Source organism: Arthrobacter melezitosi (assembly GCF_054511055.1).
This window is the reverse complement of the sequence record NZ_JBTNDJ010000003.1, coordinates 132,005-145,926: the sequence shown is the minus strand read 5'-3', so window position 1 is coordinate 145,926 and position 13,922 is coordinate 132,005. Positions and strand designations below refer to the sequence as shown.

Sequence of the window (13,922 nt, the reverse complement as noted above, 5' to 3'; positions counted from 1 at the left end):
GCTACAGGAGACCGGCCGGATCCACCAGGCTGCCGTTGAGCACCGTCTCGAAGTGAAGGTGGCAGCCGGTGGAGTTGCCCGTGTTCCCGGTGTAGCCGATGAGCTGGCCGGCACTCACCCGCTGGCCCGGGTACACGTTGAAGCTCGCCAGGTGGTAGTAGTTCGTCGCCAGGGCGTTTCCGCGCTGCACGCCGTGGTTGAGCACGATCCGGTTCCCGGCGCCCTGGAGGGCGTCCGAATCGGCGTACCAAACCTCACCCGAAGCCGGGGCGTACAGCGGCGTGCCGCAGCCGACGCCGTAGTCGAGCCCGGTGTGCGTGTAGCCGCCGGTGCCGTTGAAGTCGATGCTGCCGATCGGGGTGGGGCGCCAGCCGAAGCCGGAACTGACCACGCCGTTGACCGGCGGGCGGAGGTTGAAGGCCGAGGGGTTTCCCAGGGCCGGAGGCTGGATGACCGGCGCGACCGGGGCCGGTGCCACCGGGGCCACCGGTGCGGGGGCCGGGCGGTTCTGGGCGGCAGCCTCGGCGGCGCGGCGCTCGTTCTCGATGCGGGCGGCCTCGGCGGCGGCCGCGGCGCGGCGCTCGTTCTCGACCCGCGCCCGCTCCTCGGCCTCGGCCTTGAGCCGGGCCTCCTCCGCCTTGCGGGCTTCCTCTATGAGCCGGCGCTGGCGTTCGGCGATGTCGGCGGTCACCTGCTGGTGGGCCTTTTCGACGCTGGCGAGCTGCGCTTCAATGATGGGCTTCTGCTTCTGGAGCTTCGCGGACAGGGCCGAGGTGTCGGCAATCAGCTTGTCGACCTTTGACTTTTCGGTGGCGGCGGCGTCGCGCGCCGCCTGCTCGGCCTGCAGGGCGGCCTCGGCCTTGGTCTTGAGGTCCTTGATTTCGCCCTCGACGGCGGTGAGCCGCGCCTGGCTGTTGGCGTTGGTCGCGCTCTGCTGGGACAGCCGGTCCATCGCCGCGTTCTGTCCGCGCAGCGCCTGGTCGACCATGTCCATGGAGTTGGTCAGGCTTTCGGCGCCGTCGGCCCCCAGCATGAGCGCGACGTCCGAGGGGACTCCGCCGTTCTTGTAGGACTGGGTGGCGATCTGGCCGATGACCTTCCGGGTGTCCTCGATGGCCGCCTTGTCCTTGGCGAGCTGCTCGGTGATCTTGGTCTTGGTCTCCTCGGCCAGCTGGACGCGCATGCCGAGGGCGTTCACCTCGTTCGCCGCGGATTCAACGCGCCCCTGCGCGTCGGCGAGGGCCTGCTGCGCTGCGGGGAGCTGCCCCTGATACACCTTCAGCTGGGCGATGGTCTCGGTGATGTCCTCATCGAGGTACTCGATGGACTGCTGTACTTCACTGATCTCGGATTCGAGGGCGGACTTGCGGTCCTCGAGATCGTCGGCGAAGACGGGGGTGCCGAAGCCCAGGGCGAGGGCAGCGGCGAGCGCAATCGAGACCCCAGCCGTCCTGCGGATGAAGTAGGGGCGCGAGCCCCGGTGCACCGAGCGTAAATCCATGAACTGTACCTGTCCCCTAGTACTGCCGAACGAACACTAGACCTTCACGTAGCGCCGCAGGGTCAGGAGCGATGAAACCCCCGCCAGCAGCGCACCCAAAACGATGAGCGCCGGAACCAGCAGGAGAACCTGCTGGTCCGAAATGAACGCCGTTTCCGGATACTCACGTGCCAGCCAGCCACCGATAACGAAGCGGGACATTGCCCACAACGCACCGGAGGCCAGAAGTGCTCCGATAACAGCGGCGATTACCCCTTCCAGGATAAAAGGCAGCTGAATTACTGCCTTTGAGGCTCCGACCAGCCTCATAATCCCGGTTTCCCGCCGTCGGCTGAATGCCGACAGCCGGATGGTAGTCGCTATGAGGAGTATTGCACACACTGTCATGACCCCCGCAACCAGCAAAGCTCCTAGTGAGGCCCGGTTCATGACGGAGAAGACCTTTTCGAGCAGCTCCCGCTGGTCGCTGACGACGTCGACGCCGGGCAGCGAGGAAAAGGCCTCGTTGATGACCTCATACTTTTCCGGGTCCACGAGGTTCACCCGGAACGACTCCGGCAGCTGGTCGGCGGTGACCGAATCGACGATTGGGGAATTGGCGAACTGGTCCTTGAAATGTCCGAGCGCCTCGTCCTGGGACTCGTATTCGACCGAGGCGACGTAGGGGGTGAAGGCCTCCGACTCGAGCATGCCGCGGATCGTGTCCCGCTGTTGTTCGGTCACGGGGCCGGCCGCGCAGCTGGGCGAGGTCGAGTTCTCGACGCACAGGAAGACGGCGACCTGCACCCGGTCGTACCAGTAGCCCTTCATCTGGTTGATCTGCAGCTGCAGGAGTCCTGCGGCCCCGACGAAGGTCAGGGAAATGAAGGTCACCAGAATGACGGAGATGACCATCGAGAGGTTCCGGCGGAGGCCAGAGCCGATCTCGGAGAGGATGAAAGCGAGCCTCATTCGACGACCGCCTCCGTTTCGCCGACGTAGATGCCCTGGGCGTCGTCGCGTACGACGGCCCCGTTGCGCAGCTCGACGACCCGCTTGCGCATTGTGTTGACGATGTCGTCGTCGTGGGTGGCCATCACCACCGTGGTGCCGTTGGCGTTGATGCGGTCGAGGACCTTCATGATGCCCATCGAGGTGGTCGGGTCGAGGTTTCCGGTGGGCTCGTCCGCGAGCAGGATGCCGGGGCGGTTCACGATCGCGCGGGCGATCGCCACGCGCTGCTGCTCGCCGCCGGAGAGCTCATGGGGCATGCGGTTGTTCTTCCCTTCAAGCCCGACGGTCTTGAGCACCTCGGGAACTGTCTCGCGGATGACGGCGCGGCTCTTGCCGATGACCTGCATGGCGAAGGCGACGTTGGCGAAGACCGTCTTGTTGGGGAGCAGGCGGAAGTCCTGGAACACGACGCCGATGCCGCGCCGGAGCCGGGGCACGCGCCAGCTCGGGATGTTCGCGACGTTCTGGCCGGCGACGTAGACGGCACCGCGGGAGGCGTTGTCCTCCTTGAGCACGAGGCGGATGAAGGTTGACTTGCCCGAGCCCGAGGCTCCGACGAGGAAGACAAACTCGGATCGGTCCACCTCGAGGGAGACCGAGTCGAGCGCGGGGCGCGACTTGGAGTCGTACACCTTTGTGACGTTTTCGAATCGGATCATGACTACTCTGCGCCCATAGTGTCCAGCCGGTTCACGGGCATTTGCTGGAGGAAGGAAGCACCGGCTCCTCGACTATAGCCACGCCGCTTTGCCTTCCGGGAGTGCCGCACCGTGTGTCGGAAGTGAAAGATGATTCTTTGCGCGCCGACCGGAGCGGGGCCGCCGCACCCCGCACCGCAGCGTTCATGCTGCCTAATATAGGGCACCGACTGCCCGCACGCTCGGGAAATTCGCACCCCGGGGCACCCGTCCCCGCCGCGGCGGCCCCGGTTCCCGCGGCAGTACCGAGCCGGACCCGCCGGGCACGGGCCGCCTACTGGGTGTCGGCGTTGCGGTTGTTCGTCCGCCAGCGGATCCCGGCATCGATGAAATCATCGATTTCCCCGTCGAACACGGCCGAGGTGTTGCCCACCTCGTGCTCGGTCCGGAGGTCCTTGACCATCTGGTACGGGTTCAGGACGTAGGAGCGCATCTGGTCGCCCCAGGAGGCCTTGACGTCGCCCGCGAACGCCTTCTTCTCGGCGTCCTCCTGCTCCTTCTTGAGCAGCAGCAGGCGCGACTGGAGCACGCGCATGGCGGCGGCGCGGTTCTGGATCTGGGACTTCTCGTTCTGCATGGAGACAACCAGCCCGGTGGGCAGGTGGGTGAGGCGCACCGCGGAGTCCGTGGTGTTGACCGACTGCCCGCCGGGTCCGGAGGAACGGAAGACGTCGACGCGGATCTCGTTGTCGGGCACCTCAATGACGTCGGTCTGCTCGATGAGCGGAATGACCTCGACCGCGGCGAAGGAGGTCTGGCGGCGGCCCTGGTTATCGAAGGGGCTGATCCTCACGAGACGGTGGGTGCCGGCCTCCACCGAGAGCGTGCCGAAGGCGTAGGGGGCCTTCACCTCGAAGGTCGCGGACTTCAGCCCCGCCTCCTCGGCGTAGGAGGTGTCGAGGACCTGGGTGGGGTAGCCGTGGCGTTCGGCCCAGCGCAGGTACATGCGCAGCAGCATCTCGGCGAAATCGGCGGCGTCCACTCCCCCGGCGCCGGAGCGGATGGTGACGACGGCTTCACGCTCGTCGTACTCACCGGCGAGCAGCGTAACGATCTCCAGCTGGTCGAGGGCCTTCCCCAGCGACACCAGTTCCTTCTCGGCCTCCGCCAGGGTGGCCTCGTCGTCCTCGGCCTGGCCCAGCTCGACCATGATCTCGAGGTCGTCGATGCGGGTCTCGAGCGTTTCGAGGCGCTCGAGGGCGGACTGCCGGTGGGAGAGCTTGGAGGTGATCTTCTGCGCCGCGGCCGGGTCGTCCCACAGATCAGGTGCGCCGGCCTCCTCGCTGAGCTCCGCAATGTCCTTGCGGATTCCTTCGACGTCGGAAACCTGTTCGATCGAGGTGTACTTGGCGCGCAGTGCGCGGATCTCTGCGGAAAAATCAGTGGCTGCCATGGTGACACCAGCCTACGTCATTCCCACCCGCGGATCCGGGGCCGGTGGCTGGGCCCGGGTCCGGACCCGGCAGGCCCCAGCCGCGGCCGGCGGTGCCCGGCCGGGGAACCGGGAGTGCGGAATCCCCTTCGTTTAATTGGGTAGGGCCGGCGCGTCAGTGACCATTGACAGCCCGAAATCCGCGGGCATAGGTTGAGCGCATTGTGCGCCCGGACTGACGGATTTGGACCCCCTCCCTCAGCGGACCTGTCGCCGCTTCGGCATCCACTGCATATCCAGGCAGGACGCGCTCTCGCTGCACTCCTGCAACGCTCAGGAGCCCGAAAATGAAAACCCAGACAAAGGTGTGCCTTCCGCTTCTCACCACGCTCTGCCTCCTCGCCGGATCGGCGTCCGCCGCCGCCCAGGAGGAAGAACCCGCCCCCTGGCCGCCCGCGGACACCGACGGTGAATATCTCCCAGTTCCCGAGGACTACTACGAGCCTTTCAGCCTCAAGGCGTGCGGCAGCACCGTCACCATGGCATCCGGCGACGTCCGGGAGGTCCAGTACAAGTCCCGGGTGAAGAGTGACGGAAGAACCAAAGTGAAATACCGCGGAGATGCCACAGTGGATCTGACCCGGGCCTCGGACGGTGCGGTCATTGACGAACTCGACATCTCCGGACCGGGCACCCAGCGCTTTTCCGCCGATGGGCTGTCCATTGAGGACTCCCTGAAGGGCGCCTCGATCATCTTCGCCATGGGTGACCGGGACTCCCAGGCGCTGGCAGCGGCGGGCTTTCCCGAATTTTTCTACTATGAGGGCGGAACGCTGACCATCGAAGCCCAGTTGTCCGAGGACCCGGCCGCCGTCGAACCCCTCTCGGTGAGGGTCACGACGAACACCACCAGGCAGGTGCAGGACGTGTGCAAGATGCTCGACGAGGCGGCCGGAAAGTAGCGGTGTTCCCCGGCAGGGCCGGTCGGTCCGCCGGCCCCGCCGCCTTCAGGGACCCAGCGCCCCACGAGACTCAGGGGCAGGTTGCCTGCTGTGCCACCTGAGTCCGGGCGGGCAGCCGCAGCCCGGACATCAGGCGCACCCGCCGGAGGATCCGGGCAGGCGCCGGGCGCGCGCGCAGCGGGTCTGCGGTCCCCGCCCTCCTGCGGGCGGCGTTCCGGCGGTGTTCAGCCCCGGCGAGGAACCGGGACTGGTCCTCCGCGTGGAGCCGGAGGAAGTATTCGGCTGGTTGATTCAGCATTGTCGATCCTTCGGGTCGTTCCGATGGGTAGGGGCATCAGGCGCCGACGTCGCGGGCGCCGGCATAGGGAGCGCTCGGAAGGGCGCCCGCCCGCCACGCGGGGTGCGCCGGAGGCGGCGGCACGGAATTACGTCCGTCGGAATGGATCAGGCGCGCCAGGCCAAGCCCTGAAAGGCCGACGACGGCGGCGGCGATAGCTGGGAAAATGAGGAAAAAGTCCATGCCTCGAGTCTGCGATTTGGAGGCCGCCAAAAATAGTGGCAGAAACGCCACAAACGGGAGGATTTCTGCCATACTGTGGGCATGCTCACATCGGTGGCCCTGATCGTCCTTCCCGGCCTCACACCCTTCGAGTTCGGGGTGATCTGCGAGGTCTTCGGCGTCGACCGCTCGACGCTTGGCGTGGGCCTGCCGGCCTTCGATTTCCGCATCTGCACCCCGGTGCCGGGAACCGTGGAGACCGAGACCGGCTTCTCGATCGTCGTTGACCGGGACCTGTCCGCCACGGAGGACGCCGACCTCGTCGTCGTGATCCCCTCCCACGCGGAGGACCCGCTGCCCGTCGCCGTGGCCGAGGCCCTGCGGGCGGCCGACCGCCGCGGTGCCCGCCTCTTCTCGGTGTGCTCGGGGGCCTTCGCCCTCGCCGAGGCCGGACTGCTCGACGGGAAACGGGCGACGACGCATTGGGCGCACGCGCGGCGGTTCGCAGAGCAGTACCCGAGGGTCGCGGTCGACGAGAACGTGCTGTACGTCGGGGACGGGAACATCCTCACCAGCGCCGGGACCGCCGCCGGGATCGATGCGAGCCTTCACCTGATCCGCCAGGAATTCGGGGTCAGGGCCGCCGCAGCCGTCGCCCGAGGCATGGTGGTGCCGCCGCACCGGGACGGCGGCCAGGCCCAGTACATCGAACGCCCCATCCCCGCCTCGGGCGGGGATCCGATCGAGGAGCTCCTGGTGTGGCTCAGCGCCAACCTCGAAGAGGAACTCTCCGTGCCGGTCCTGGCGCGGCGGGTGCACATGTCGGAGCGGACCTTCGCACGGCGGTTCCGCGCGGTCACCGGCGCCACCCCGGCGGCGTGGATCACCGCCCAGCGTGTCCAGCGGGCCCAGCTGCTGCTCGAGGAAACGCACCTGGGCATCGATTCGATCGCCCGCAGGAGCGGCTTTGGCCAGGCGGTGCTGCTGCGCCAGCACTTCCACCGGGTGCTCGGAGTCAGCCCGGCCGTCTACCGCCGTACCTTCCACGGCCCGCCCGAAGCCTGCTGCGCCCTGGCGGCCTCCGACGCGGCCGAGCAGCCGGCATGAGCAGCGGCGGCGCGGACACTTCCCTCCTGACCCGCGCCTGGTCCGCCCTCGGGGAGGATCCCGCGGCCCTTGGGCGGGTGCCGCCCGGCGGCGAGCCGGCCCTGGCCTCGGCCCTGAACGTGCCGCGGCTGGCCAGGGATTCCGTGGCCGCCGCCTCCCTCGCCGCCGCGCAGTGGACGGATCACCTCCTGCCCCGCCACAGCCCCCGGTCGGTCCGCCTGGACGCCGGGCGGATCGCGACGGCATTCACCAGCGAGCGGCACCTGCGGATCCGCGGCGAAGCCCCGGACCTCTGGGCGCCGTTGTCGGGGTTCTTTCAGGCCGCCGACGGCTGGGTGCGGACCCACGCGAACTACCCGCACCACCTAGGGCGCCTCCTCGCGGCACTTGAGCTGGCCCCGGCACCGGGCCGGAGGAATTCGCCGCCCGGATCGCAACCGCCGGCGCACGGGACATCGAGGACCGGGTGTACGCCGCGGGTGGGATCGCCGCCGCCGTCCGGCCTGCTGGGCAGGGCCTCGCCGAATGGGGCGGCCCAGCGGATGCGCCGCCGGTGAGCCGGACCCTGCTGGGAGCAGCCCCCGCCCGGTTCCGCGGCTCCGCCGGCGCCACCGCCGCGGCCCCCCTGACCGGCCTGCGGGTCCTGGACCTCACCCGGGTGATCGCCGGACCCGTCGCCACCCGCACCCTTGCCCTGCTGGGCGCCGACGTACTCCGGATCGACAACCCGAACATCCCCGAAATGCCGGTGCAGCACCTCGACACCGGGGCGGGGAAGCGCAGCGCCCTGCTCGATCTCTCCCTCCCTGCGGACCGCCGGACCTTCCGACGGCTGCTCGAGGATGCGCACGCCGTCGTCACCGGCTACCGGCCCGGTGCCCTCGACCGGTTCGGGCTCGCACCCGAGGCCCTGGCCGGCGCGCACCCCGGCATCATCGTGGCCCGGCTCAGCGCCTGGGGCGGCACCGGTCCGTGGGCGCGGCGGCGCGGCTTCGACAGCATCGTCCAGGCGGTCAGCGGCATCGCGATGCGTGAGTCCGCCGACGGCGTCCGTCCCGGCGTCCTGCCCGCGCAGGCCCTCGACCATGCCGCCGGATACCTCCTCGCGGGGGCCGTCCTGTCGGCCCTGCGGCGCCAGCAGGACGACGGGGGCACCTGGCTCCTTGATTCCTCCCTGGCCGCAGTCGCGGCCGGGCTGCTGCAGGATCACCGGCCCCTGCTGCCCCCGGTGGAGCCCGGGCCCCTGACGGTCGCGGTGAGCCCGGAGGGGATCACCGCTGCCCTGCCGGCCGTGGCCTACGACGACGGACCGGAGGACTGGCCCTTTCCCGCACGGCCGTGGGGTGCCGACCCGCCGGAGTGGCGGTAGGCGCTGCCGCGCTCCCCCGCCCGGCTAGGCGGATGGGACGCCGCCCAGCGTCGGCCTGGAGGTCCGCAGGCAGCCCAGCAGGACGCCCATCAGGGCCAGCAGGGCGATGACTGACGAGCCGCCGTAGGAGATGAAGGGAAGCGGAACACCCACGACGGGGATCAGGCCCGTCACCACGGCGATGTTCGCCACCGCCTGGCCCAGCACCCAGGTCAGTGCCGAACCGCAGACGCAGGTGGCGTACGGATTGTCCGCCAGGCGTGCGATCCGGACGATCGCGACGGCCAGCGTGGCGAACAGGATGAGGACCAGCGTGGCGCCGGCCAGGCCGAGTTCCTCGCCGAGGACGGCGAAGATGAAGTCATTGTGCGCCTCGGGGATCCAGTGGACTTTCTGGCGGCTCTGCCCAAGACCCACCCCGAAGACCCCGCCGCCGGCGAGCGCGTAGACGGCGTGGGTGCCTTGGTAGCCCAGCCCCTCGGCGGCCCCGGCACCGGATGGATCCAGCCAGACCAGGATCCGCTTCAGCCGGTTGGGGCTGGAGAGGACGGCGATCAGCACGGCAAAGAGCACGACGCCGGCACCGAGCGCCAACGAGCGCAGCCGGGCGCCGGTGAAGTAGAAGAGGGCGCCGACGACCGGGGCGAGGATCAGCGCAGTACCGAGGTCCCGGCCCGCCAGGACCAGGCCCAGTGCGGCCACCGACGCGAGGAGAACCGGGATCACCCGGTGCCGGGGTTCACGCGGGAGGTTCCCGCGGTCGGTCAGCATCCCCGCGCCCCACAGGATCAGGCTGAGCTTGAGGAACTCCGAGGGCTGGATTGTCATCGACCCAACGGCCAGCCAGTTCCGGTTGCCGTTGACCTCCACGCCCAACGGGGTGAAGACGAGCAGGGCCAACACGAAAGACCCCACCAGGGCCACCCGGGAAAGCCTGCGGTACAGGTGCAGGGGGGTCCGCGCGCAGGCCACGAGGGCAATGAGGCCGAGGGCGCACCAGAGGCCCTGCCGCAGGAACGTGCCATAGGGCGACTGCCCCTGGGAGGCCAGGGCGAAGGAGGAGGCCGACAGAACCATGATCAGTCCGATCGCCATCAGGGAAAGGGTCGTGCCCAGCAGCAGGCTCCCCGCGCCCTCGCGGGACCCTCGGCCCTGCGGGTTGAAGATCCGGATCAGCCGGGAGAAGAACGGCGCGAGGCGGCTGCGGCGCGGCACGCGGGCTGACTTGGGAGGGGTGGTGGGCACTGGCGCTGGTCGAACTGCTGTCATAGCATCCTGCCATTTCGGGTCGACTGATCCGGCGGAGGCGGCGCTGTTCCTTTCTTCGAAAATTCCCCGATAAACCGCGCCGTTCCGGCGACGGTACTTCACGTAATTTGCGACACCCGGCTCAAATCCGGTGTTGCCGATACCTGAATCCATCGCGGCAGTACTTGGATTTCGCCTCCCGACCCAAGTAATTGACGGAGATATCCGCGCCAAAAGAGCGGCGCCGCAGGCGGGCCGTAGCCCACGCCTGGACCGCGTTCTGGGTCCGGCGCGTGCCGATTGAGACATCGGCAGGTCATACAGGCGGTGGGACTGCATGCGCCCTTGTAGGGCGAAACCAACGCGCCTACCGTTGAAGCACAGTCCGATCCGTCAAAGGCGCTTTCATGGCAGAGCTACGCATTGAACAGTGGTGGGCCCTTCTGGACGTCATGCCCAAGGAATGGTTCCGCGAGAATCTTCGGGCGTCGGCCATCGATCCGGACGCCGCCCGCGCAGTGAGCGAGGTCGGCGGGCCCGACCTGAGCGGGACCACCCTGTCGCCCGGCGACTGGGACTTCATCGAGACCCAGTCGGAATTCGTGGACTGACGCCGGCCTGCACGCCTTCCCTCCAACGGACCGCGCTGCCGTGGGTTCCGGCGCGTCTCTTTCCCGGCGCGTCTGTTTCCCCGCGCCTCCGGCCCGGCCGCTGGCAAAAAAGGGACGTTGGAGAAACCGTCTAGTCACTATAGTGAGGTGCGTTACACCGTTTGCGGCCGACAATGACGCCGGCCAGCCGGCTATCGGAGGCGCATGATGAGTTCCACCGCCACGGGGAAAGACGCCCAAGGCACACCGTCGGGCCAGGGCAAGGGGCTCGCAGCCGGCACCCTGGGGGTGTGGGGGTCGGTGGTCATCGGGCTGGCGTCGACGGCACCGGCGTACTCGCTGGCGGCGTCGCTCGGCTTCGTGGTGCTCGCCGTGGGAGCGCAGGCACCCATCGCCTTCATCGTGGCGTTTGTCCCAATGCTCTTCATTGCCTTCGCCTACCGGGAGCTCAACCGGGACGTACCTGACTGCGGCACCTCCTTCACCTGGGCCACCAAGGCGTTCGGCCCGTGGGTGGGCTGGATGGCCGGCTGGGGTGTGGCGGTCGCCGGGATCATCGTGCTGGCCAACCTGGCCCAGATCGCCGGGCTCTACCTGTGGCTGCTGGTGGGCGACGGGTCCCTCGCCGAGAATTCCCTCCTGGTGACCGCCACCGGCGTCTTCTTCATCGCGCTGATGACCCTGGTCAGCTACCGCGGGCTGGAAATCGGCGCCCGGCTGCAGAACGTCCTCCTGGCGATCCAGTACCTGGCGTTGGCGTTGTTCGTGGTGTTCGCCCTCGTCGGCATCGCCAACGGCACCGCCGAAAACGCCACGGCGCCGTCCCTTGACTGGTTCAACCCCTTCGCCTTCGAAAGCGTCGAGGGGTTCACCGAGGCGGTGCTGCTGGCCCTGTTCATCTACTGGGGCTGGGACACCTGCCTCGCCCTGAACGAGGAGACCCGTGATGCCCGCCGCATCCCCGGCCTCGCCGCACTGATCACCACGGTGCTGCTGCTGGTCACCTACGTCGGCGTCACCGTGGCGGCGATGGCGTACGCCGGGGTGGGCGAGGAAGGCACCGGGCTGGGGAACGAGGTGAACGCCGAGGACGTGTTCTTCGCCCTCAAGGACGCCGTGCTGGGCCCTGCCGCCTGGCTGCTGGTGGTGGCGGTGCTGGTCTCGGCGGTCTCCTCCACCCAGACCACCATCCTGCCCACGGCGCGCGGCACCCTGTCCATGGCGGTCTACCGGGCGCTCCCCCGCCGGTTCAGCACCGTGCATGAGCGCTTCCGGACCCCCTCGTTCTCCACCCTCGTCATGGGCATCGCCGCCATCGGGTTCTATGTGGTGATGACCCTCGTCAGCGAGAACGTCCTGGCCGACTCGATCCTGTCCCTTGGCCTGGCCATCGCCTTCTACTACGCCATCACCGGGTATGCCTGCGTCTGGTACTTCCGCCGGGATCTCTTCGCCTCCCGGCACAACTTCGTCTTCCGGTTCCTGCTCCCCCTCCTGGGGGCACTCATGCTGACCGCCGCGTTCATCAAGTCCGCGATCGACATGGCCGACGTCGACTACGGGTACAGCGTGCTCCTCGGCGTGGGCGGCACCTTCGTCGTGGGCATCGGCTCCCTCGCGTTCGGATTGGTGCTGATGCTGATCTGGCGGACCCGCAGGGGATCGCTTCCGTTCTTCCGCGGGGAGAGCCTGAACGCCGAGACACCCGTGCTGGTGCCCGACTCCCCCGATGCCTACCGGCGCTCGGTGGACGGTGGCCTGGCCTGATGCGCATCCTCATCCTCGGTGCCGGCGGGGTGGGCTCCGCCGCGGTGCGGATCGCCGTCCGGCGCCGGTTCTTCGATTTGCTGGTGGTGGCGGACTACGACCCCGCCCGGCCGGAGGCCCTGGTGGAATCCCTCGGCGACGGGCGCCTGGTGGCCGCGCAGGTGGACGCGTCGTCGGCGGAGGCGGTCGCCGCCGTCGTGCGCGGACACGGCATCACGCATGTGCTCAATGCCGTGGATCCCCGCTTCGTGATGCCGATCTTCACCGGCTGCTTCGCGGCGGGCGCCACCTACCTGGACATGGCCATGAGCCTGTCGGTGAAGCACCCGGAGGAGCCCTATGCGAAGACCGGGGTGAAGCTCGGCGACGAGCAGTTTGCGCTGGCCCAGCAGTGGGAGGACGCCGGCCGGCTGGCCCTGGTGGGCATGGGGGTGGAACCGGGACTGTCGGACGTCTTCGCGCGCTACGCGGAGGACGAACTGTTCACCGCGATCGATGAACTTGCGGTGCGCGACGGCGCCAACCTGGTGGTGGCGGGGGCCGACGGCGAACCGGCGTTCGCTCCGTCCTTCTCGATCTGGACCACCATCGAGGAGTGCCTGAACCCGCCGGTGATCTTCGAACGGGAGGTGGGCTGGTACACCACCGAGCCGTTCAGCGAACCGGAGGTCTTCCGCTTTCCCGAGGGGATCGGGGAGGTGGAGTGCGTCAACGTGGAACACGAGGAGGTCCTCCTGATGCCGCGCTGGACCAAGGCCCGCAGGGTGACCTTCAAGTACGGCCTCGGCGATGAGTTCATCGGGGTGCTCAAGACCCTGCACAAGCTGGGCCTTGACTCAACCGAGCCGCTGATGGTCAAGGGCGTCGCGGTGGCGCCGCGCGACGTCGTCGCCGCGGCGCTGCCCGACCCCGCGACCCTCGGTGACCGGATGACGGGGAAGACCTGCGCCGGCGTGTACGTGACGGGCACCGGCCGGGACGGCGCACCGCGGGCCGTCTACCTCTACCACGTGGTCGATAACCAGTGGTCGATGGCCGAATACGGTTCCCAGGCGGTGGTGTGGCAGACCGCCGTGAACCCGGTGATCGCGCTGGAACTGCTCGCGGGCGGGACCTGGCGGGGGTCGGGCGTGCTCGGCCCCGAGGCCTTCGACGCCCGGCCGTTCCTCGAACTGCTCGCCGCCGACGCCCCGGCCGGCTACGGGTCGCCTTGGGGGCTCGAGGAGCGTTAGCGCAGGCCGGAAGATCCTGCCGCCCCCCGGGCATGCGGCCTCCTGTTCTTCGGCGTGCGTCCGGTTCGGTGGCCTATCCGGAAAAGACCGCGCCCGCCGGGGTTGGCTGATGGGCGGCCGGTTGCGCGGGGGGCTGCCGGAGCTTGTTGACGTGCTCCGGGCAGAACGCCGCGACGCCGGATCCGGAAATGGTCCTCAACTCCTTGGAGGTGTACATGGAGCGGGCCCCGGCCGCTTCACGGATCAGCCGGGTCGCGTCCTCCCTGGTGCCGCCCTGGTCGTACATCCTGCAGAACGCCTCCGCGATGGTGATGATCTTGTCGCCGTCCGTGACCTGCAGATCGGGGTGTCGGCGCCGGACATACTCGAGGAACGCCTTATCGTTCAGTTGCTCATCGGTCAGCGCCGGAGCAGCCATCGTTGCGCCTGGGACGAGGTAGTCGGTTTCCACGTCATAGCGGACGTCCGAACCGCATCCGGCGATCAGAAGGGCCGCGACGCCGAGCGCCACGAGAACAGAGTGTTTCAAGATCCCTCCAAGTAAGCCGTCAGCTTTGATCCTA

Annotated in this window: 15 protein-coding genes; 7 read left to right on the top strand and 8 right to left on the bottom strand. The window is 68.6% G+C overall.

The features are described 5' to 3' along the window. Nucleotide 1: 1 nt before the first annotated feature. The 4 genes from ACX80W_RS05240 to prfB all read right to left on the bottom strand — a co-directional run bounded on the left by ACX80W_RS05240 (nt 2) and on the right by prfB (nt 4,585). A complete protein-coding gene (locus ACX80W_RS05240) occupies nt 2-1,501 on the bottom strand; it encodes a M23 family metallopeptidase (protein WP_459281075.1) in 1,500 nt (499 codons plus the stop codon). Nucleotides 1,502-1,537: 36 nt separating this feature from the next. Continuing rightward, complete coding sequence (gene ftsX, locus ACX80W_RS05235; RefSeq protein WP_459281073.1) at nt 1,538-2,452, bottom strand: permease-like cell division protein FtsX; 915 nt, start codon at nt 2,450-2,452, stop codon at nt 1,538-1,540. Next, entirely contained in the window at nt 2,449-3,153 is a 705-nt protein-coding gene (ftsE, locus tag ACX80W_RS05230; protein ID WP_459281072.1) for a cell division ATP-binding protein FtsE, read from the bottom strand. The genes ftsX and ftsE overlap by 4 nt, the downstream gene beginning before the upstream one ends. 313 nt (nt 3,154-3,466) lie before the next feature. Then, nucleotides 3,467-4,585 carry a peptide chain release factor 2 gene (gene prfB / locus ACX80W_RS05225; protein ID WP_459281070.1) on the bottom strand — a complete coding sequence of 373 codons (1,119 nt, stop codon included), beginning with the start codon at nt 4,583-4,585 and terminating at the stop codon, nt 3,467-3,469. 326 nt (nt 4,586-4,911) lie between these two features. On the opposite strand from prfB, the gene ACX80W_RS05220 reads away from it, so the two are divergent. After that, the gene (locus tag ACX80W_RS05220; protein WP_459281069.1) at nt 4,912-5,526 is read left to right on the top strand and encodes a hypothetical protein; all 615 of its coding nucleotides are present in this window, start codon (nt 4,912-4,914) and stop codon (nt 5,524-5,526) included. Between the two features lie 70 nt (nt 5,527-5,596). Here ACX80W_RS05220 and ACX80W_RS05215 read toward each other — a convergent pair whose 3' ends face one another. Both ACX80W_RS05215 and ACX80W_RS05210 read right to left on the bottom strand, forming a co-directional pair. Further along, the gene (locus tag ACX80W_RS05215) at nt 5,597-5,824 is read right to left on the bottom strand and encodes a hypothetical protein (RefSeq protein WP_459281067.1); all 228 of its coding nucleotides are present in this window, start codon (nt 5,822-5,824) and stop codon (nt 5,597-5,599) included. A gap of 36 nt (nt 5,825-5,860) precedes the next feature. After that, entirely contained in the window at nt 5,861-6,046 is a 186-nt protein-coding gene (locus ACX80W_RS05210; protein ID WP_459281066.1) for a hypothetical protein, read from the bottom strand. Nucleotides 6,047-6,127: 81 nt separating this feature from the next. Here ACX80W_RS05210 and ACX80W_RS05205 point away from each other — a divergent pair, with 81 nt between their 5' ends. From ACX80W_RS05205 to ACX80W_RS05195, 3 genes are read left to right on the top strand one after another with little or no spacing between them, the layout of a single operon-like run. Then, entirely contained in the window at nt 6,128-7,132 is a 1,005-nt protein-coding gene (locus ACX80W_RS05205; RefSeq protein WP_459281064.1) for a GlxA family transcriptional regulator, read from the top strand. Continuing rightward, the gene (locus tag ACX80W_RS05200; RefSeq protein WP_459281062.1) at nt 7,129-7,689 is read left to right on the top strand and encodes a hypothetical protein; all 561 of its coding nucleotides are present in this window, start codon (nt 7,129-7,131) and stop codon (nt 7,687-7,689) included. The genes ACX80W_RS05205 and ACX80W_RS05200 overlap by 4 nt, the downstream gene beginning before the upstream one ends. Continuing rightward, the gene (locus ACX80W_RS05195; protein ID WP_459281060.1) at nt 7,686-8,501 is read left to right on the top strand and encodes a CoA transferase; all 816 of its coding nucleotides are present in this window, start codon (nt 7,686-7,688) and stop codon (nt 8,499-8,501) included. Before ACX80W_RS05200 ends, ACX80W_RS05195 begins: the two co-directional genes overlap by 4 nt. Nucleotides 8,502-8,525: 24 nt before the next feature. On the opposite strand, the gene ftsW is transcribed toward ACX80W_RS05195, so the two are convergent. Continuing rightward, the gene (gene ftsW / locus ACX80W_RS05190) at nt 8,526-9,716 is read right to left on the bottom strand and encodes a putative lipid II flippase FtsW (RefSeq protein WP_459281058.1); all 1,191 of its coding nucleotides are present in this window, start codon (nt 9,714-9,716) and stop codon (nt 8,526-8,528) included. A gap of 440 nt (nt 9,717-10,156) precedes the next feature. On the opposite strand from ftsW, the gene ACX80W_RS05185 reads away from it, so the two are divergent. The 3 genes from ACX80W_RS05185 (at nt 10,157) to ACX80W_RS05175 (ending at nt 13,359) form a co-directional block, all read left to right on the top strand. After that, nucleotides 10,157-10,360 carry a hypothetical protein gene (locus tag ACX80W_RS05185; RefSeq protein WP_459281056.1) on the top strand — a complete coding sequence of 68 codons (204 nt, stop codon included), beginning with the start codon at nt 10,157-10,159 and terminating at the stop codon, nt 10,358-10,360. Nucleotides 10,361-10,567: 207 nt separating this feature from the next. Next, complete coding sequence (locus tag ACX80W_RS05180; RefSeq protein WP_459281054.1) at nt 10,568-12,127, top strand: APC family permease; 1,560 nt, start codon at nt 10,568-10,570, stop codon at nt 12,125-12,127. Further along, nucleotides 12,127-13,359 carry a saccharopine dehydrogenase family protein gene (locus ACX80W_RS05175; protein WP_459281052.1) on the top strand — a complete coding sequence of 411 codons (1,233 nt, stop codon included), beginning with the start codon at nt 12,127-12,129 and terminating at the stop codon, nt 13,357-13,359. The genes ACX80W_RS05180 and ACX80W_RS05175 overlap by 1 nt, the downstream gene beginning before the upstream one ends. A 73-nt stretch (nt 13,360-13,432) precedes the next feature. Here the strand turns inward: ACX80W_RS05175 and ACX80W_RS05170 are convergent, their stop codons facing one another. After that, nucleotides 13,433-13,888, bottom strand: a complete 456-nt coding sequence (locus ACX80W_RS05170; protein ID WP_459281050.1) for a DUF732 domain-containing protein — start codon at nt 13,886-13,888, stop codon at nt 13,433-13,435. Nucleotides 13,889-13,922 lie beyond the last annotated feature (34 nt).